This is a genomic window from Chryseobacterium culicis (assembly GCF_002979755.1).
GTDB lineage: Bacteria > Bacteroidota > Bacteroidia > Flavobacteriales > Weeksellaceae > Chryseobacterium > Chryseobacterium culicis_A.
In genome coordinates this window covers 1653353-1671780 of record NZ_PCPP01000001.1, presented here as the reverse complement: position 1 = coordinate 1671780, position 18428 = coordinate 1653353, and the positions used below count along the sequence as shown (strand labels likewise).

The 18428-nt window shown below is 36.4% G+C and carries 16 protein-coding genes; 9 read left to right on the top strand and 7 right to left on the bottom strand.

What is annotated here, in order from left to right; genetic code table 11:
* The first annotated feature begins 104 nt into the window (after positions 1-104).
* From CQ022_RS07655 to CQ022_RS07635, 5 genes are all read left to right on the top strand, one after another.
* A complete protein-coding gene (locus CQ022_RS07655) occupies positions 105-536 on the top strand; it encodes a DoxX family protein (RefSeq protein WP_105680846.1) in 432 nt (143 codons plus the stop codon).
* Positions 533-1900, top strand: a complete 1368-nt coding sequence (locus tag CQ022_RS07650) for an alginate export family protein (protein WP_105681788.1) — start codon at positions 533-535, stop codon at positions 1898-1900. The genes CQ022_RS07655 and CQ022_RS07650 overlap by 4 nt, the downstream gene beginning before the upstream one ends.
* Positions 1901-2145: 245 nt before the next feature.
* Positions 2146-2874 (top strand): M17 family peptidase N-terminal domain-containing protein, encoded by a 729-nt coding sequence (locus CQ022_RS07645; protein WP_105680845.1) that lies wholly within the window; start codon positions 2146-2148, stop codon positions 2872-2874.
* Between the two features lie 162 nt (positions 2875-3036).
* The gene (locus CQ022_RS07640; RefSeq protein WP_079242417.1) at positions 3037-4110 is read left to right on the top strand and encodes a putative phage abortive infection protein; all 1074 of its coding nucleotides are present in this window, start codon (positions 3037-3039) and stop codon (positions 4108-4110) included.
* Positions 4111-4293: 183 nt separating this feature from the next.
* Positions 4294-6414, top strand: a complete 2121-nt coding sequence (locus CQ022_RS07635; RefSeq protein WP_105680844.1) for a type IA DNA topoisomerase — start codon at positions 4294-4296, stop codon at positions 6412-6414.
* An 854-nt stretch (positions 6415-7268) separates the two neighbouring features.
* Here CQ022_RS07635 and CQ022_RS07630 read toward each other — a convergent pair.
* The 3 genes from CQ022_RS07630 to CQ022_RS07620 form a co-directional block, all read right to left on the bottom strand.
* A complete protein-coding gene (locus tag CQ022_RS07630) occupies positions 7269-7769 on the bottom strand; it encodes a hypothetical protein (protein WP_105680843.1) in 501 nt (166 codons plus the stop codon).
* Positions 7770-7970: 201 nt separating this feature from the next.
* A complete protein-coding gene (locus CQ022_RS07625) occupies positions 7971-8825 on the bottom strand; it encodes a helix-turn-helix domain-containing protein (protein WP_105680842.1) in 855 nt (284 codons plus the stop codon).
* Between the two features lie 248 nt (positions 8826-9073).
* Positions 9074-9499, bottom strand: a complete 426-nt coding sequence (locus CQ022_RS07620) for a hypothetical protein (protein ID WP_228421487.1) — start codon at positions 9497-9499, stop codon at positions 9074-9076.
* Positions 9500-9741: 242 nt separating this feature from the next.
* Here CQ022_RS07620 and CQ022_RS07615 point away from each other — a divergent pair, with 242 nt between their 5' ends.
* Positions 9742-10164 carry a PaaI family thioesterase gene (locus CQ022_RS07615; protein WP_079242415.1) on the top strand — a complete coding sequence of 141 codons (423 nt, stop codon included), beginning with the start codon at positions 9742-9744 and terminating at the stop codon, positions 10162-10164.
* Positions 10165-10282: 118 nt separating this feature from the next.
* On the top strand, positions 10283-10627 hold the full coding sequence (locus CQ022_RS07610) for a phage holin family protein (protein WP_105680840.1): 345 nt from the start codon (positions 10283-10285) through the stop codon (positions 10625-10627).
* A gap of 50 nt (positions 10628-10677) precedes the next feature.
* Here the strand turns inward: CQ022_RS07610 and CQ022_RS07605 are convergent, their stop codons facing one another.
* Entirely contained in the window at positions 10678-11544 is an 867-nt protein-coding gene (locus CQ022_RS07605; RefSeq protein WP_105680839.1) for an FN3 associated domain-containing protein, read from the bottom strand.
* Positions 11545-11752: 208 nt separating this feature from the next.
* Between CQ022_RS07605 and CQ022_RS07600 the strand changes: the two genes are divergently transcribed.
* Entirely contained in the window at positions 11753-13747 is a 1995-nt protein-coding gene (locus CQ022_RS07600) for a S9 family peptidase (protein WP_105681787.1), read from the top strand.
* Positions 13748-14046: 299 nt separating this feature from the next.
* Complete coding sequence (locus CQ022_RS07595) at positions 14047-14538, top strand: DNA-deoxyinosine glycosylase (protein WP_105680838.1); 492 nt, start codon at positions 14047-14049, stop codon at positions 14536-14538.
* 332 nt (positions 14539-14870) lie between these two features.
* Here CQ022_RS07595 and CQ022_RS07590 read toward each other — a convergent pair whose 3' ends face one another.
* Genes CQ022_RS07590 through CQ022_RS07580 form a run of 3 tightly spaced genes read right to left on the bottom strand, consistent with a single transcriptional unit; the run spans position 14871 to position 18194 of the window.
* A complete protein-coding gene (locus tag CQ022_RS07590; protein ID WP_105680837.1) occupies positions 14871-15902 on the bottom strand; it encodes a phosphotransferase enzyme family protein in 1032 nt (343 codons plus the stop codon).
* Positions 15893-16807: a sugar phosphate nucleotidyltransferase gene (locus CQ022_RS07585; protein ID WP_105680836.1), complete on the bottom strand. Its 915-nt coding sequence runs from the start codon at positions 16805-16807 to the stop codon at positions 15893-15895. Before CQ022_RS07585 ends, CQ022_RS07590 begins: the two co-directional genes overlap by 10 nt.
* A complete protein-coding gene (locus CQ022_RS07580) occupies positions 16797-18194 on the bottom strand; it encodes a Gfo/Idh/MocA family protein (RefSeq protein WP_105680835.1) in 1398 nt (465 codons plus the stop codon). Before CQ022_RS07580 ends, CQ022_RS07585 begins: the two co-directional genes overlap by 11 nt.
* Positions 18195-18428 lie beyond the last annotated feature (234 nt).

The following is an 18428-nucleotide window of genomic DNA, read 5'->3' as shown; positions in this document are numbered from 1 at the left end:
GATGAAAATTTCCCTCCTTTGGAGGGGTGGTGAAAATTCGAAGAATTTTTGACAGGGTGGTTTTACCCATAAAAGTCTTCAATAGTAAAACAGTTACAACAATCATGAAAAAAATAATCCATATCATCACAAACACCAATCCGGGAGGAAAACTGATCAATATTGCACTTTTAGTTTTCAGAGTCTTACTTTCTGTAGAATTAATCGTAGCCCACGGATTAAAAAAAATAGGAGTAGGTGTTTCAGAAGCCGAGCAGGTTCCGAACCCGTTGCATCTTCCTGAAGCATTCAACAACCTTTTTGCGGATGCTGCCAATCTCGTATTTCCGGTATTTGTAATCTTTGGATTTTTCACAAGAATTGCTGTGTTACCAATCTTGGCTGTAACCCTTACAGGATATTTTATTCTCCATTGGAATGATGCATTACTGGTAAAAGATACTCCGTTTATGTACAGTTTGTGTTACCTGTTTTTATTATGGATGGGTTCAGGAAAATATTCAGTGGATTATTATTTAACAAAGAAATCATCATGAAAAAACTGATTGCCATTGTACTGTTACTGCAGATTTTTATTCCACTTCAGCTTTCTGCTCAGTTTAAGTTGATGAGGTTTGATGAAGAATATGCGGCATACAAAGACTCTGCAAAAACTTTTTATAACTCCATAAAATACATCCCGATTGCAGAAAACAATAACCAATATCTGTCATTGGGAGGAGAAGCAAGACTGGAATTTGTAGATTTTAATAATGAAGATTGGGGAAGAATGGACATTGGAAGTAATCCTTTTCTGATTCAAAGATACAATGTACATGCAGATCTGCATCTGGGCTCACGGGTAAGAATTTTCGGGCAGGTGAGAAGTGCATGGGAAAATGGAAGGAAAAATGGACCAAGACCGATTGATGAGGACCATCTGAATATTCAGAACCTCTTCATTGATGTCGATATCCTGAAAAATGATAAAGAAAAACTGACCGTACGGGCAGGAAGACAGGAATTGGACTATGGAAGCGGAAGATTGATCTCCGTAAGAGAAGGTCCGAATTTAAGACTCTATTTTGATGGATTAAAATTCATGTACAAAAGAGGAAATTTCAGATCTGATGCCTTTATGATGGCTGCCAGTGAAATCAGTCCCGGAGCATTGGATAATACATCTTCAAAATCAGTCAACCTTTGGGGAAGTTACAACACATGGATTATTCCCAAAAGCGGAAATCTGGAGCTGTATTATCTGGGGATTCACAGAAAAGATGTACGCTTTGAAGACGGACTTTCAGACGAAAACAGACATACTTTTGGCGGAAGATTCTGGAAATATGGCGGTGGCTTTATCTACAACTTTGAAGCAGCCTATCAGTTTGGTAATTTTAATAAAGGAAATATCAGCGCATGGACGGCTTCCGCAGACATCGGATATATGTTTGAAAATGTAAAAGGAAAACCAACCATCAATCTTAGAAATGATTATATCTCAGGCGACAGCAATAAAGGAGACGGAACATTAGGAACATTCAATCCTCTGTATCCGAAAGGTGGATATTTTGGATTTAATCCTCAGATCGGACCTGTAAACTTAATTGATATTCACCCCTATGCAACTATAGATTTAGGTAAAAAAATAACGGTGCAGGCAGACGTAGTTTTCAACTGGAGATATTCTACCCAAGACGGAATTTACAGACCCAGCGGAACATTAAACCTACCATCTTCAAACTCAAAAAAGAAATACATCGGAACGGCTTTCTTGGGAAGTTTTAATTATAAAATCAATTCATTTTTAACCTTTAATACAGGAATACAGTATTTCAACACCGGGGCTTTCATCAACGATGTCATCGATAACCCCAAAGACGGACTCTTTATCAACTCCAGAATTGTATTTAAGTTTTAAAAAAATATAGGGAATTTGAAAATTTGAAAATGAGATAATTTGAAAATTAATTGAACAATTATCCCAGATCAATGCACCTCTGCATCACAGAAACTACCTTTGAAAAAACAAAAAATACCCGGAGCGAAGCGACTTGCGCCTAAAAAAATAAAACATCAGCAAAAACTTCGCGCCTTTGCGTTATCCAACAAAAACACACACAACCCGCAACAAAAATAACCAGCAACTAACAACAAAAAAATCTCATGAAAAATACAGTAAAACAATCACTGGTAATTGCAACATTAGCATTCTCAACATTAAATTTTGCACAAACAACCACTACAGCACCTGCAAAAACAACAGCCATCGGAACATCCAAAACCTGGGGAACTGTAGACGGCATCTCCATGGTAGGATTGGTACAGGGACCTTCTTCAGCAGATGCCCAGCTTCAGGTAGCCTGTGTTTTCGAATATACAGAAGGTGACATCTTCAATGCTCAGGCATTACCTGCTAAATTGAACGGACTGGTTCACCTGGATGAAGCTTTAAAAGGAGAACTAACCAATATCAGAAAGGCTGGACAGTTTCAGGGACATTCTTTGGAAACCCTTTTAATTACACCTCCTGCAGGATCGATGTCTGCAAAGAAATTATTGCTGATCGGTTTAGGTGACCGCAACAAGTTCACACCAGATTTAATGACTTCCGTAGGAGAAGTAGCTGCCCGCGAAGCTATGAGATTAGGTGTTACCAATTTTGCCTTTGCCAGCGATCTGAAAGATGCCGGAATAGACTCTCCAACCGCTTTGGTAGCCGGAAATGTAGTAAGAGGAATTGTGCACGCCAACCGTTCTGAAAATTACCTGAAAGAACACAAATTATCCACCACCAAAAAATTAGAAAAAGTATACCTTCTGGCTGGCCCTGCCTTTTTTGAAACCGCAGGTGGAGGAATTGCTGATGCCATTTCAGAAGCTCAAAAGAAATAATGAACCTAGTTTCATTACATTGTTGATTTAGCCTCCTTTTTTAAGGGGGCTTTTTAGTCTATTTATTAACTATCTTTGTCAAACTAATAACTATAAAATCTATTACAGTTTTAGATATACTTTTTTATAAATAAATATTTTAAGCTTGTATTTTTTCAAATTATGAACATAAATAATCTAATATTAATTTTTCTAATATTAATTTTAATCATCATTCTATTAATAATTTTAAATATTAAAGGTTTGGTTGAAAATGTAAATGAATCAATTAAGAAAAACTGGACCTTTATTGGAGTTTTGTTAGGAATCTCATTTATATTTATTTCTTTATTTTCTCCGTACTTCTTAACAAATATTTTAAGTGGAAAAGAATTAAATCCTAATGAGATAGGTGATACAATTGGTGGAACAATGGGACCTTTTGTTGGTATAGCTGGTGTAATTTTTACTTTTCTTGCTTTTTATATGCAAAAATTAGCAAATGATGAGATTAAAAATCAATTTATAATTCAAAAATTTGAAAGTCAGTTTTATGAGATGTTAAAACTACATAAGGAAAATGTTAATGAAGTAAAATATATTGAGGAAAATGATAAAACTTTTACGGGTAGAAGAGCATTTGAGGAATTGTATTCAGAATTAAAACACATATATAAACATATAGAGAGGTTATCTCGAGATAATTTAGATAATAATAGTATTTTAAAAAAATCTTATTTAATATTTTTCTTTGGTATTAGATCAAAACAAAATCAATTAAATTGTCAATATAAAAACGGTCTAGATATAGAAGGAACAATTACTGCAGATGATAATATTTATTTATTTTTTACTCAAAATAAGCCCATGAATATATCATACTGTTCTGGTCATTCAAATTATTTAGCTCATATTTATCGACACTTATATTTGACAGTGAAGTTTGTGGCTGATGAAGATGAAAAGATTATAAGTTATAAGGAGAAAAGAAAATATCTTAGAATTTTAAGAGCACAATTATCCAATTTTGAACAGGCACTATTATTTTATAATTGGAAAGCAGGGTTTGGTGAAAAATGGGAACAGAATGATAAAAGTAAAGTAAATAATTTTTTTACTGATTATAGAATGATTCATAATTTGAATAATGAAATGCTATTTGATAATACTATTCTAGAAGATGTTGAAGAATTTAAAAGAAGTTTAAAAAAAGAAAGTGGAAAAGAGAATGATCCATTATTTGAGTTTCAAGATTAATGTTTGTCTTATATTGAAAATACCTAATACTTATTTGAATAATCAATTGCCCCAAGATTTGAATGTAAAAATTATTAGATTAAATTTAGTTATTAGAAAAAACATATTATGTTGGAATTTGTATGGATTAGCTAAAGTCAAAAAAAATCCCGATTTTTGCACTCCTTCAATAAACCCGAGTTCATGAAATTATGTATTGCCGAGAAACCCAGTGTTGCCAGAGATATCGCCAAAGTATTGGGCGCTACCACGCCTAAACAAGGCTATATGGAAGGAAACGGCTATTGCGTGACATGGACGTTCGGACACCTTTGTACCTTGAAAGAACCTCATGACTACGGCCCACAGTTCAAATCATGGAACCTCTTTTCACTACCCATTATTCCCAATAGTTTTGGAATCAAGTTGATCCCGAATAAAGGCGTTGAAAATCAGTTTAAAGTGATTGAAAGATTGGTCGAAGAATGTGATGAGGTCATCAACTGCGGGGATGCCGGGCAGGAGGGAGAACTCATCCAGCGTTGGGTATTGCAGAAAGCGAAATGCAACAAACCTATCCAGCGTTTATGGATATCTTCATTGACGGAAGATGCTATTAAAGAAGGGTTTGCCAGCTTAAAACCTGCGGAAGATTATAAAAATCTGTATCTGGCCGGAAATGCCAGAGCTATCGGAGACTGGCTGTTGGGAATCAATGCTACCAGGCTTTTTACTAAGAAATTTGGAGGAAATAAAGCCGTTCTTTCTATTGGAAGGGTACAGACTCCTACATTGGCCATGCTGGTGCAGCGTCAGAAAGAAATTGATGCTTTTACCACAGAAGAGTATTGGGAACTGAAAACCAAATATCGTGACGTTCTTTTCAATGCAGCGATTGACCGTTTAAAAACGTTGGAACGTGCTGAGAAAGGACTGGAATATCTTAAAGTCAATCCATTTGAGATCGTTTCTTTCGAAATTAAAGAAGGGAAAGAAAAAAATCCACGACTTTTCGACCTGACCGGACTTCAGGTAGAAGCCAATAAAAAATACGGTTATTCAGCAGAAAATACCCTGAATTATATCCAAAGTCTTTATGAAAAGAAGCACGTAACCTATCCACGTGTTGATACCACCTATCTATCCGAGAGTTTATATCCGAAAATAACAGGGATTCTTCAGAAAATGTATCCTTATCAGGAGCTGATTGCTCCGTTACTGGAAGCTCCGATTCCAAAATCAAAGGCTGTTTTCGATGATACAAAAGTAACCGATCACCATGCGATCATTCCTACGGAAATTCCACCTTCTCAAAATCTGAGCAGGGAAGAAAAACTGATTTATGATCTGATTGCCAAACGTTTCATTGCCGTTTTCTATCCGGAATGTAAAATTTCAAATACATTGGTGGAAGGAAAAGTAGGAACGATTCCTTTTAAAACCAGTGGAAGACAGGTGCTTGAAGCAGGATGGAGAGCTGTTTATGCCAAAGAGCCTAAGGAAGAAACTGCTGATAAGGACAAAGAAGAAGAACAAACCATTCCTGAATTTATCGTAGGAGAAACCGGACCGCACGATCCTATGATTCACCAGGGAAAAACAACACCTCCAAAGCCTTATACCGAAGCAACCTTGCTGAGAGCCATGGAAACTGCCGGAAAACAGGTAGAAGATGAAGAGTTGCGTGAAATGCTGAAGAACAACGGAATCGGAAGACCATCCACCCGTGCCAACATCATTGAAACCCTTTTCAAAAGAAAATACATCGAGAAAAAAAGAAAAAACCTCATCGCTACCCAAACCGGAATTCAGTTGATTGACACCATCGAAGATGAGCTGTTAAAAAGTCCGGAACTGACTGGTGAATGGGAATCCAAACTTCGTAAAATTGAAAAAGGAGAGTATGAAGCCAACATGTTCAAAGAAGAACTGATTCAGATGGTTACCGAACTTACTGAAAAAGTGGTATATGGGAAAGGAAAAGTGATTACCCTTCAGGAAGAAGAAAAAGAAGAAGTAAAGGAAAAGAAAAAAAGAGAACCTGCACAGAAAAAAGAACTTCAGTCCTGGGAAGAAACGAAATGCCCGAAATGCAAAGAACACAACCTGATCAAAGGAAAAACAGCAGTAGGATGTTCTGATTTTAAAAACTGTGGATTCAAAATTACCTTTGAAATTTTTGGTAAAAAATTGTCTGATAAACAGCTTTTAGACCTTGTATTAAAAGGGAAAACTTCAAAATTGAAAGGCTTTACCACACATCCGGAAAATCTTGCAGAAGGTGTTTTAACTTTGAGTGATGATTTTCAGGTGCAACTTGGTTAATCAATAGTAAGTCTCACCTAAACATTATCCAACCATCTTAATTCACGATTTAGAAAAATCAGGTTAAATAGCATTGTTGAGTGGAGAATACGGGATTCGAAACCGCAACCTTTTGACTGCCAGTCAAACGCAATAGCTTTTGTATACACAACTCATATTGGAAAGAGAGAGCATTTTTCAAAGATAATGAAATGATGGCTAGGATTTTATACAAATAGATAATCCAGTTTTTGTCATTATCACATTTTATCGGAGATAAAATCTTTGCGCCTTAAAAACATACAATTTGGAAAACAACTTGCGCCTTTGCGTTTTCCAACAATCTTCCGGCTTTTCATTTATACAGAGATTCCTACGGAATGACAAACTGTACGGATAAACTAAGCGTTGTATTTGTCATTCCATAGGAATCCAGCCCTACCTTCTATGCTTTTACCATCTTTATCACAATACAAATATCTTACTGAAGACGTGAAATTTCACTATTTTCTTTTTTCTGCTTCATAAACTGAAAGATTGATCCAATCACAAAAAGCAGGAAAACAACAAGAAGCGTCTGGCCAATTACCGGATAAAGATAATATCATAATGGTTAGAACTTCATATAGATAAATAATCCAGTTTTTGACATTATCACATTTTATCGGAGATAAAATCTTTGCGCCTTAAAAACATACAATTTGGAAAACAACTTGCGCCTTTGCGTTTTCCAACAATCTTCCGGCTTTTCATTTATACAGAGATTCCTACGGAATGACAAACTGTACGGATAAACTAAGCGTTGTATTTGTCATTCCATAGGAATCCAGCCCTACCTTCTATGCTTTTACCATCTTTATCACAATACAAATGCCCTACTGAAGACGTGTAATCTCACCATTCTCTTTTTTCTGCTTCATAAACTGAAAGATTGATCCAACCACAAAAAGCAGGAAAACAACAAGAAGTGTCTGGCCAATTACCGGATCTTTGATATCTTTAGCCAAAGGATGCCCAATGGGAACCCTCGTAAAGGTCTCATTAATTGTGGGAACCAGTGATAAGAAAAAACTGAATGACAGCAAAAAATTCTCAAAATATCTTGCTTTCCCGACATGCTTTTTATTGGAGAAAAGGAAATACGCAATGGATATCAGCACAATGATAAATAAGGAAAATACATGCCCTGCATTGAAACCTCCTGCCTTAGAAATTCCCAGAGCTGAAAGTGATGTAATGACGGTTGCATACAAGTATATTTTTCCGGACCGCTGAGCGAGATTGATTTTACCATATTTAATAAACCCTGTGATGGCCCCTGCAAGGGCAGCTATACCGATAATGGTATGAAAAATTCCTAAACCTGATAGATTCATATTGATCGTATTTTAAATTGATACATTTTCAGTGGTAATGACAGGTATATTTCTGTTCCCTGTAACTGATGGTACAAATTTGCGATAGATAGGCAGAAATGATTTTGTGATTTAGTTCAAGAATTTGAGATTTTGGTCCAGAAAGAAACATTCCTTATGGAAATAAGAAATAGCGGTGGTATTACCTAAAAATCTCCTCAATTATTTCCCCTTTTGTTCCTGGCGGTAATTTGAAGGAGTGACACGATATTTATCACTGAAGTTTTTTGTAAAAGTAGCCAGATCATTGAATCCACATTCGAATGCAATATCAGTAATCCGTTCATCTGATACTAAAAGCAGTTCGGCCGCTTTTTCCAGCTTTTTGTTTCTTATATAGTTGGCGGGCGTATCATTATATAACTTGTTGAATTCTCTTTTGAAGGATGATAGGCTCAGATTGCTTTGCTCCGCAAGTTGTTCAATGGTGAGCTGTGAAAATAAATTAGCCTCAATGATCTGCTTGAAAGAATAAGTTGTGGGAGAAAACAGTTGTGACAGGATCAGCTGAATAGCTTTAGCATTCTGGGATTGAGCCAGCAACAACATAATTTCTTTTAATTTAAGAATTAATATATCTTCATTAACGAGGTAAGGATTTTCAAAATAGAAGAGCAGTCCTTCTACATATTTTTGAATCAGAAAATCATTATTTATTTTCTCATTGGATTGGTTCGAGACCATATTTGCAGGTTTTTGCAGCAATACAGGCAGCTCTCTGTCATAGATTCTTTTCAGAATATCCGGATAGAAAGTAACGATGACGATTTCACAATGCTCCTCCGATTCTGAGTTTTGAATATACTTTCCGGAGCTGATACAATTAAGAAACAGCGAATAATTAGCCGAAATAGTAAACTCCTGTTCTGCTGTTTTATATTGAAATTCTCCTTTAATAACATACAGAAAACAAGCCTGCTCAGAAACCGGGAAATCAGATCTGAATGGCGCTTTAAGATCAATCTTCTGTAATAAAGGTTTTCCAAACAGTTCGTGTTTTTTGTAATCATTCAGCATAATGAAGGAATTTCTTTTTTGAATTCAATACTATGAAAAGTTAAACAATTTGCTCTGTAAAAACGAGTCAACAACAAATATACACAGTCATTCTCTGAAAAGCTTAATTTACACAGGTTAGATTCCTACGGAATGACAAACTATGTGAATAAACTAAGCGGTATACTTGTCATTCCGTAGGAATCCAGCCTTATGTTTTCACAGTCTTTTATATAAATATTCCAAGAGAAGAAGTGAGAATTCATAGGTTACCGGAATAACCTCTCATACCAGCCTCCAACATCACTTTTAATCTCTTCATGATGCTTACATAAAATAACTGCCAGTTCCAGTTCTGATCTATCCGATTTATAAGGATTCAAAGTAAGAAACCCAAAGAAATTTCCGTCCTGATCCAGAATTGCCGGAGGATAAGAAGCATAGGAATTCCATGGAGAATAGGCGCTGTAGGTACTCCCATAATTTCCATATGGATTCCAGATGGATTTTGAACTGAAGACATTTCCGTAATCGCTGAACTTATTCCAGATCGAATTTTTATCAAAATTATCACAGTTTAGGCATCCCAGATACTGATCCTGATCTGCACCGCCATACAAATGTAATGTCTGTGCCTGAAACCAGAATCCTGCCAGTAAACCTAAAAGTTGTAAAAACCTTTTTAAACCCATCATAAAGCTTTCCTGCAAATCTAACCTTTTGAACTGAAAAATTTTGATTATTGCTGAACAAAACGACACACAACAAAACGTTACAGGTTTTCAATACCTATAAGGTTTAAATATTCATATAGAGATCAAAGAGCAGCATAAGTTTATATCAGTTCCCTCAAAGCTTCCTGCCACTGGAAATTTTTAATCTTTAAATTCTTTAATCTTTAAATCAATTTCTACCTTTACATTCAAATTCAAAAGTAATGACACCAGAGAAAAGAAAACTCATCACAGACAGCTTCAACCGTTCGGAAACCTTGAAATTCTACAAAGCAGAACTGCTGGGAGTAGAAACCGATTTTATATCCATGAAGATTCCTAAAATGGAAATGATGACCAGAAAAGCAGGAATGTTTAACGGAGCAATGATCGCTTCTTTGGTTGATGTTTCTTCAGGATATGCCGCTGTGAGCCATTATCCGGAAGATTGCTATGTAGTGACCGTTGAGTTGAAAGTGAATTATCTTCGTCCTGCGATGGGTGATGCTTTGGTTTCAAAATCTTACGTTATCAAAGGTGGAGGTAAAATTGTTGTTGTGAGAACGGAAATTTATGTTCAGACTGAAGGTTCGGACTCGGAAAGTCATGTAGCAACCTCATTAGTCACCATGATGAAAATAAAATAAGACATTACGGGAAATAAAAGACAAAATATTCCTTAAATAAAGGGTTTCAAAGAATTCTTTTTTCTGGAATGGAATGGCTTTTGCTCCTTACACTGCATAAACATTAAAAAATAACTCAATGAACTTAATTATCCGATTATTTGTAACAGCAATTGTAGCTTATCTTTTAACAAAAATTTTACCGGGAGTACATTTTGAAGGATTTTCTTCAGCGATCATCTTTGCGATTGTACTTGGGGTTCTTAACATATTTGTAAAGCCTATTTTAAGTCTGTTCGGCCTTCCGTTAACGATCCTTACCTTAGGGTTCTTTGCCCTTGTAATTAATGCAGGGATTATCCTGATTGCAGATTATTTCATAGACAGCATGGTGGTAGATGGTTTCTGGTGGGCATTTATATTCAGTATATTATTGTCAATCGTAACCTCTCTGGCGAACTCAATGTTCTCAGATGGAGAGTAATTAAAATCATAACAGATCAAAATAAAAATCCGCTCATTGAGCGGATTTTTCTATTTTTTAATAAACTTCAGCAATACCAGATCTCCCTTTAAATCTTTCAGTTTTAGAAAATAATTTCCTGCAATAAGTTGATGAATAGAAATTTTTTTTACAAACTGATTTTTTACAACCATTCTTCCATTTCCATCTATGATCTCATATTCCTGAAAGTTCCGGTCGGTATTTACTTTTAAAATATCTGAAACCGGATTTGGGTAAACTTTGATTAAAACATTGTTGCTTTTTGACTGCATTTCATGACTCGCTAAAAATAAGCATGATGGCGGAGTTGTTATTACTCCGTCTGTAAAATCATAATATAAAGTGCTTCCCATCGGAATTAAATTCGTAGTGATTGCTTGTGGAAAGTTTTCAAAGAGAAAACAATTATTAAAACTTACCTGAGCACTTTCAAAATTTCTGGTAATCTTGTACCAGGATTCACATCCTGCCGGCTGCATTGCTATTCCGGGCCACAAAGTATCAATAACTTGTCCGTCAATGGAATTTGGAGCTACCATATCGATCATTATACAGCTTCCGGCTGTCCATGCAGAAGGAGCTTTAAAATAAATAACAGCTTCAGGTATATTTCCTGTATAGTATTTTTTACTGATGATGGTAGAGGTATTTCCCTGTCCGTTAACAAGAAAAGCCTTGATTTCTTTATTCTGATCAATAAGAACCTGTACGTTGTTGGTTGCTGAGCTGGAAGTTAGTGTCGGTGTGCTTCCGTCCGTAGTATAATAAATAGTTCCGTTGCCTGAAAGAGTAGCCTGATATGGATTATAATAATGAGTGCCAACGGGACTTATCGTCAGCTGTGAAAAAAAGAAACAAGACACAAAAATTGAAGAAAAAAGGAGAAATTTTTTCATGTAAAATGGGTATTAGTTTAGTTTTTCTAAAATTAATAAAAATTCGTCTACCCATTAATTATTTATTTTCAATATTAGGAAACTTAAATGTTAATTTTTTCGTCCATTTTTATTTTAAATATTAACTTTGGCAATCTTTGAATTTAATAAAAGGATTTTATTAAATCTCTGCGATTTCATAGATCCGTTAAAAAATGAATATCAACATATGAAACTTAAGTACAGTCTGCTGGCTTTGGCAGCTCCGCTTTTAATGAATGCACAACAAGTAATGACGCCTGAAATTCTTTGGACTTTGAAAAAAGTTGGGGTACAGGCAGTTTCACCAGATCAGGGTTCCCTTATCTATAAAGTAGGGCAGGTAGATCTGAAAACAGAGAAAACGAAAAATGAGAACTATTTTCTGAATGTTCTTAATCATCAGTCTTCTAAAATTGATTTCGGTAAAAAAGCCCTTATTCAATGGGATAAAAACGGAATTTATGCTCAGGAAGGAGATAAAATCTATCTTTCTAAAGATGCCGGAAAAACCTGGACAGAATTTTATACGATTGGTGAGGCTGATAACGTTGTAATTTCTCCGGATGGGAAGAAAATTGCTTTCAGCAAGCAGGTATTGGTAGAAAAAGTGATGGGGAAAGATAAATTCAGTGATACTCCTAAAACTACTGCTCAGGTTTACACAGATCTGAACCACAGACACTGGGATTATTTCAATGAAGGAAAATATAACCATGTATTTGTAGTGAATACTGCTGATAAAGTAGAAGGAGCAAAAGATCTTTTGGAAGGAAAAACCTGGGATTCTCCTCAGAGACCTTTTGGAGGTGCTGAAGATTTTATCTGGAGCCCGGATTCTGCACAGCTTTTATATGTTACAAAGCCTAAAAGCGGAAAAGAGTACGCTACAAGTACCAATACAGATATCTTTGCTTACGATTTAGCTTCAGGTATCACCAAAAACCTTACAGAATCAAACAAAGGATATGATCTTAATCCAAAATTCAGCCCGGATGGAAAATCTTTGATCTGGCAGAGCATGGCCAGAGATGGATATGAAGCAGATAAAAATGATGTGAAAATTCTGGACTGGAAGTCTGGGAAGACCACGAATCTTACTTCTGGCTGGGACGAAAGTGTTTCCGGAGATGTACTTTGGGGAGCAGATTCAAAAACAATCTACTTTACGGCTGCATTCAGAGGAACAAAACAACTTTTCTCACTGGATTCCAAATCAGCAAAAGTACAGCAGATTACCAAAGGAGATTTTGACGTTAATGAAATCTTTACAGATAATAAATCTTCACTTTTAGTAGGAAGAACAGATGTAAACCATGCCACAGAATTGTTCTCTGTAAACGTTAAAAACGGAGAAATGAAGCAGGTGACTGAAGCTAATAAAGATACTTATGCTAAGCTAGCTCAAGGGAAATCTGAACTTAAAATGGTGAAAACCTCAGATGGAAAGGAAATGGGAGTTTGGTTCCACTATCCACCGAACTTTGATCCTAATAAAAAATATCCAACATTGGTGTATTGTCAGGGAGGACCACAATCTGCATTGACGCAATATTTCAGCGTAAGATGGAACTTTGCTTTAATGACAGCTAATGATTATATCGTGGTAGCACCAAACAGAAGAGGAATGCCAGGATGGGGAACAAAATGGAATGAAGATATTTCAAAAGATTGGGGTGGACAGCCGATGAGAGATTATCTGGCAGCAACAGATTTTGCGAAAACTTTACCTTATGTAGACGGTGACAGAGTAGCGGCTGTAGGAGCAAGCTACGGAGGATACAGTGTATTTATGCTGGCAGGAATCCATGAAAACAGATTCAAGACCTTCATCGCTCATGACGGATTATTTGATATGAAGTCATGGTATCTGACTACGGAAGAACTTTGGTTTGCAAACTGGGATCTTGGTTCTCCATGGGAGAAACCGCTTCCAAAAGCGTATACAGAATTCAACCCAAGCAATTTTGTAGAAAAATGGAATAAGCCTATCATGATCGTTCAGGGAGGAATTGATTTCCGTGTTCCTTATGAGCAGGGTCAGGAAGCTTTCCAGGCAGCAAAATTAAGAGGATTGAAATCTAAACTGGTTTACTTCCCGAATGAAAACCACTGGGTACTTCATCCACAAAACGGATTGGTATGGCAGAGAGAATTCTTTGATTGGCTGAAGGAAACTTTATAAGATCAATAAAAATAAATATCAATAGGAGCGGGCTTTAGCCCGCTTTTTTTATGAAAAATATCCAATGGCTTTAGCCAAAATCTAAATAACCTGAGTTGTTTAAGGGAATTAAATTCAGGTTGTTGGAAGCAGGAAGTGGCTGTTAATCTTAATATTTATAGAGGGTACCATACATTAATGATATCACTGTTTTAAAAGATGAAAATAGGGACAACCCGTTTTCATAACCTCAATAACTTTCTTGTTCAAACTCCCAGCTTCCAGCCAGATTAAAATAATTTAAATCTCTATATTTGAATATGCAAAACCGTATTTCTTCATTTCCACCCATCATTGATTCTCAGTCTGATATTATAATTTTAGGATCAATTCCCGGGGTGAAATCATTGGAAAAGCAGCAATATTATGCTCATCCTCAAAACAAATTCTGGAAAATCATTTTTGAATTGCTGAACGAAGAATTTACTCATGATTATACTCAAAGAATTGAAACGATAAAGAAACATCGTATTGCTCTTTGGGATGTCATTGATTCCTGTGAGAGAAAAGGAAGTCTTGATTCCGAAATCAAAAATGAAGAAGCGAATCAGATTGCTGAACTGTTGGAAGAACATCCGAATGTTAAAGCTATTTTTTGCAATGGAGGAAAATCCTACAAAAATTTACAGAAAGTGCTTGGAAAAAATTATAAACGACCCATCTTTCTATTGCCTTCTACAAGTCCACTCCACACTGTTTCCTTTGAAAAGAAACTGGAAGAATGGAAAAGAATTCTGGAGTTTTTGGGATGAATTTCGTGATTCGGGTTAGAGGGTTTGAGAGTGGGAGAGTTTGAGTTGTAAGAGCATAAATTCCTACGGAATGACAAACGGAACGCTTTATCTATCCGTACACTTTGTCACTCCGTAGGAGTCTCAGCATTGTACGTAATTTTTTTGGTGACGAATCTTGGATTTTAAGATAAGTTGCGGGATTCGGGGGTAATGAGTTTGAGAGTGGGAGAGTTTGAGTTGTAAGAGCATAGATTCCTACGGAATGACAAACGGAACGCTTTATCTATCCGTACACTTTGTCATTCCGTAGGAATCTGTTTTTACTTTATTATTCTCAAACCCTCCCACTCTCAAACTCCCAAATATTCTCTCAATCCTTTCAACAGCTCCAGTTGGTTTTTAGTCCGGTCTAAATTATGCTCAGGGTATTTCGTAGAATAATAAACACTTCCATTCAGATAATCGGTTAAAAAACGAAGCTCCTGAATATAAATAGCGACTTGTGCAGCATAATCAAGGTTGTCAGATTCTGTGGAAGTCAGTTTTTCCTTGAGATAGAATAAAAAACCTTTTTTTACAGCCTCATACATTTCAGGATTGAAATTGTTTTGGGCACTTCCGTCATCTTCATGTGTTGTATTGGTGTAGGACTGGATCATCGTTCCAAAATCATACAAAATAGTAGAAATCATCATGGTATCCAGATCGATTACAGCTAACGGACTGTGATTTTGATCAAAGAGAATGTTACTGATTTTTACATCTGCATGAATGATTCTTTTGGGGATCTGATTGTTTTTTTCCATCTCAATCCATTGATCAGGCAAGGACAGAAGCTGGTTGGTGATTTCTATTTCAGCCTTTGCTTTTTCTCTTAAATGAGGGGCTGCATTTTTTAGTGAACTTTTATAATCTGCAACTCTCTTCTCAAAATTGAGGAAGTTAGGAAGGGCATCTTCAAGAGCGGGTAATTGTTCAGTATTAACAACGGTAAGGAAATAACTGAAGGTTTTAGCTGCTTCAAAAGCCGTTGGCAAAGAAGGAGCGGTAAGAAAAGTAACACTATTTTCTATGAAACTTAGCATGCGCCATGGCTGGCCATTTGTATCCTCTAACAGAAGTTTCTGGGTAAGAGAAGGGATAGGCTCAATAATTTGAAACTGATAATTATTTGATCTGAGAATTTCATTAATCATTAAATGATTATTGACGATCACATCAGGCTGTTTGAACACATGATTGTTAATTTTTTGCAGGATAAACTTCTTTCCCTGATCCTTATCTTCCAGAAGGTAAGTTGTGTTGATCAATCCATCAGTAATAGGAGAGAGTTCATAATTATCCGTGCCGATAAATTCAATAACAATATCATTTAGCTCCATAAATCTTCCGGGTATCTGTTGTTGTTGATCTCTGAAGTCAGAAAATCTATAATTTCCTTTTTATCATCAGCATAGGTAACTCCCATCCATTGAGAAGGAGAGGCTTTTACCTTTACTTTTACTCTGTTTTCATCCATCATTCTCTGTACGGCAGAAGGAATATAAAACTCCTGACTCGGTAAGGGATCAGATTCGATGAAATCATAGAAATAAGCCTCCAGATAGCAGAAAATATGAGGATGGAAAATAAAAAAGTTCATGGATACTAAGGTGTCAGGAACCAATTTTATATTTTCTCCGTTTTCAATGTAAACGATGGAGTTGTTTATTCTTTGAATAGATGTTTGTTCCACTACTTTAATCAGATTATTTTCTGAATCCAGCGTACATATTCCTCTGGCTACAGCTCCGTTTCCACTCAATGTTGTACCTACAGGATAAGCAATCATTCCCAACTGGGTATCTGAAATATGATGATGGTTAATTTCATGAGCCGCCAGCTGATAGGCTTCTTTTCCATAAAAATCATCTGCATTGATCATCACGAAAGGCTCCTGTATCGAATATTTGGCACAAAGAACAGCATGAGCAGTTCCCCATGGTTTTTCTCGGTCAGGATAATCAAAACCTTCCAATGAAATAGGAATGCTGTCTATTTCCTGATATACCCAATGCAGTTCAAAATTTTTACTCTTTGAAATGGCATTGAGTCTTTCCATATAATTTTGAGGAATAAGCTTGTTGACGATAATGACTACTTTCTGGAAACCAGCCTCCAATGCGTCAAAGATAGAATACTCCAAAATCGGCGAACCGTTACCGAGTACTCCATCTATCTGTTTGAGACCTTTATATCTGCTGCCTAATCCGCCTGCTAATATGAGTAATGTTTTCTTAGAACTCATCGGTCATTCCAAATACAGGTTTACGGGTTTTCCATTTTCCATTGGTAAAATCAGGAATATCAACTACCTGACCACCTTTGGCAATAGACTCTTCACTCAATGGGGTAATTGAATACCATAACGCAAGATCATACACATCCATCGGGAATTCTATATTTCGTTTGATACATTCAATAAACGTATTCATGACAAAAAAGTCCATTCCGCCATGTCCTGCTCCGGCAGCAACATTTTCAAATTTCTTCCACATCGGATGATCATATTCTTTCATCCATTTTTCCGTATTGTCCCAACGATGGGTATGGTTCATTGTTTTTTCAAAATAGATATGTCCCTGGTTGAAATCTCCCCATCCGAAATCCTGCCACAATCCTTCAGTTCCCTGAACTCTGAAACCAAGATCATAAGGTCTCTGTAAACTTGTATCATGCGTAAGAAGGATGGTTTCTCCGTTGGCACAGGCAATCTGTGTGGTTACCACATCTCCCTGATTGAATTTTACTTTCGCGCTAGGATGGTTTTCTCCACCTTTTGGATGTTCAACAACATATTTATGAAGTCCTATTGCTTTTGATGAGAATGATGACAGTCTTGTTAAACGGTTTCCTCTGTTGATATCCATCATCATGGCAACCGGACCTAATCCATGGGTAGGGTAAAGCTCTCCGTTACGTTTTACATAATGTTCTGTTCTCCATTTGGCCTCACTGAATCCTTTTTCTCCAAATTCAGCACCGGAATTGTATGGATTAACTCCATCATTGAAAAGAACACCTCTCAGATCATGCTGATAGCCACCTCTTCCATGTACCAGTTCCCCAAACATTCCTTTACGGACCATATTCAGAATGGCCATGATATCCCTGCGGTAACATACATTCTCCATCATGAAGATAGGAACTTTTGTTTCCTCATATACCTTTACAAATTCCCAGCAGTCCTGAAGCTTTATGGCTCCGGAAACTTCCATGCCCACAATTTTTTTAGCGCGCATAGCTTCCACACCTTGTGTAAGATGCCATTCCCAAGGCGTCGCAATAACCACAGCGTCTATTGATTTTAATTTTAAAAGATTTCGATAGTCATATTCCCCGTTGGAAAACTCCTGAGCAGCCGGTTTATTATTGTCTTTTAAGATTTTCTGAGAAGCAGCGAGCATCCTTTTTTCAGGATCTGCAAAGGCTACAATCTCTACATCGTTACGTTTTGCCAGTAATTTTACATGTTCCTGACCACGAAGACCGACACCGATAAAACCGACGCGGACTTTTTTATCTGTTTTAAAATCATTTGAATAGGCAAATAAAGAATTGGGTAAAACCAGTGCCCCAAAGCTTGCTAAAGCTGCTGTCTTAAGAAAGTTCCTGCGGGAATTGCTATTGTCCATCTATTTTTTTCTTAAATATATTAAAACTTTTGTAAATCCCGATGGCGTGAGAGATATTAAGTGGGAGGGTTTATGAGTTACGGGGTGCGGGATGCGAGTTAGAAGGTTTTAGAATAAGAGTGTTTTAGAGTAAGAGCGTTGAAATTGTAAGAGTATAGATTCCTACGGAATGGACAACCTAAGCACTTTATGTATCCGCTCACTTTGTCATTCCGTAGGAATCTATATATTATA

Excerpts from the sequence above, each read along its gene's own strand:
- CQ022_RS07635 (WP_105680844.1), top strand. The coding sequence starts at position 4,294 with ATGAAATTATGTATTGCCGAGAAACCCAGTGTTGCCAGAGATATCGCC.
- CQ022_RS07645 (WP_105680845.1), top strand. The coding sequence starts at position 2,146 with ATGAAAAATACAGTAAAACAATCACTGGTAATTGCAACATTAGCATTC.
- CQ022_RS07650 (WP_105681788.1), top strand. The coding sequence starts at position 533 with ATGAAAAAACTGATTGCCATTGTACTGTTACTGCAGATTTTTATTCCA.
- CQ022_RS07640 (WP_079242417.1), top strand. The coding sequence starts at position 3,037 with ATGAACATAAATAATCTAATATTAATTTTTCTAATATTAATTTTAATC.
- CQ022_RS07605 (WP_105680839.1), bottom strand. The coding sequence starts at position 11,544 with ATGAAAAAATTTCTCCTTTTTTCTTCAATTTTTGTGTCTTGTTTCTTT.
- CQ022_RS07610 (WP_105680840.1), top strand. The coding sequence starts at position 10,283 with ATGAACTTAATTATCCGATTATTTGTAACAGCAATTGTAGCTTATCTT.
- CQ022_RS07630 (WP_105680843.1), bottom strand. The coding sequence starts at position 7,769 with ATGAATCTATCAGGTTTAGGAATTTTTCATACCATTATCGGTATAGCT.
- CQ022_RS07580 (WP_105680835.1), bottom strand. The coding sequence starts at position 18,194 with ATGGACAATAGCAATTCCCGCAGGAACTTTCTTAAGACAGCAGCTTTA.
- CQ022_RS07585 (WP_105680836.1), bottom strand. The coding sequence starts at position 16,807 with ATGAGTTCTAAGAAAACATTACTCATATTAGCAGGCGGATTAGGCAGC.
- CQ022_RS07625 (WP_105680842.1), bottom strand. The coding sequence starts at position 8,825 with ATGCTGAATGATTACAAAAAACACGAACTGTTTGGAAAACCTTTATTA.
- CQ022_RS07655 (WP_105680846.1), top strand. The coding sequence starts at position 105 with ATGAAAAAAATAATCCATATCATCACAAACACCAATCCGGGAGGAAAA.
- CQ022_RS07600 (WP_105681787.1), top strand. The coding sequence starts at position 11,753 with ATGAAACTTAAGTACAGTCTGCTGGCTTTGGCAGCTCCGCTTTTAATG.
- CQ022_RS07615 (WP_079242415.1), top strand. The coding sequence starts at position 9,742 with ATGACACCAGAGAAAAGAAAACTCATCACAGACAGCTTCAACCGTTCG.
- CQ022_RS07595 (WP_105680838.1), top strand. The coding sequence starts at position 14,047 with ATGCAAAACCGTATTTCTTCATTTCCACCCATCATTGATTCTCAGTCT.
- CQ022_RS07590 (WP_105680837.1), bottom strand. The coding sequence starts at position 15,902 with ATGGAGCTAAATGATATTGTTATTGAATTTATCGGCACGGATAATTAT.
- CQ022_RS07620 (WP_228421487.1), bottom strand. The coding sequence starts at position 9,499 with ATGATGGGTTTAAAAAGGTTTTTACAACTTTTAGGTTTACTGGCAGGA.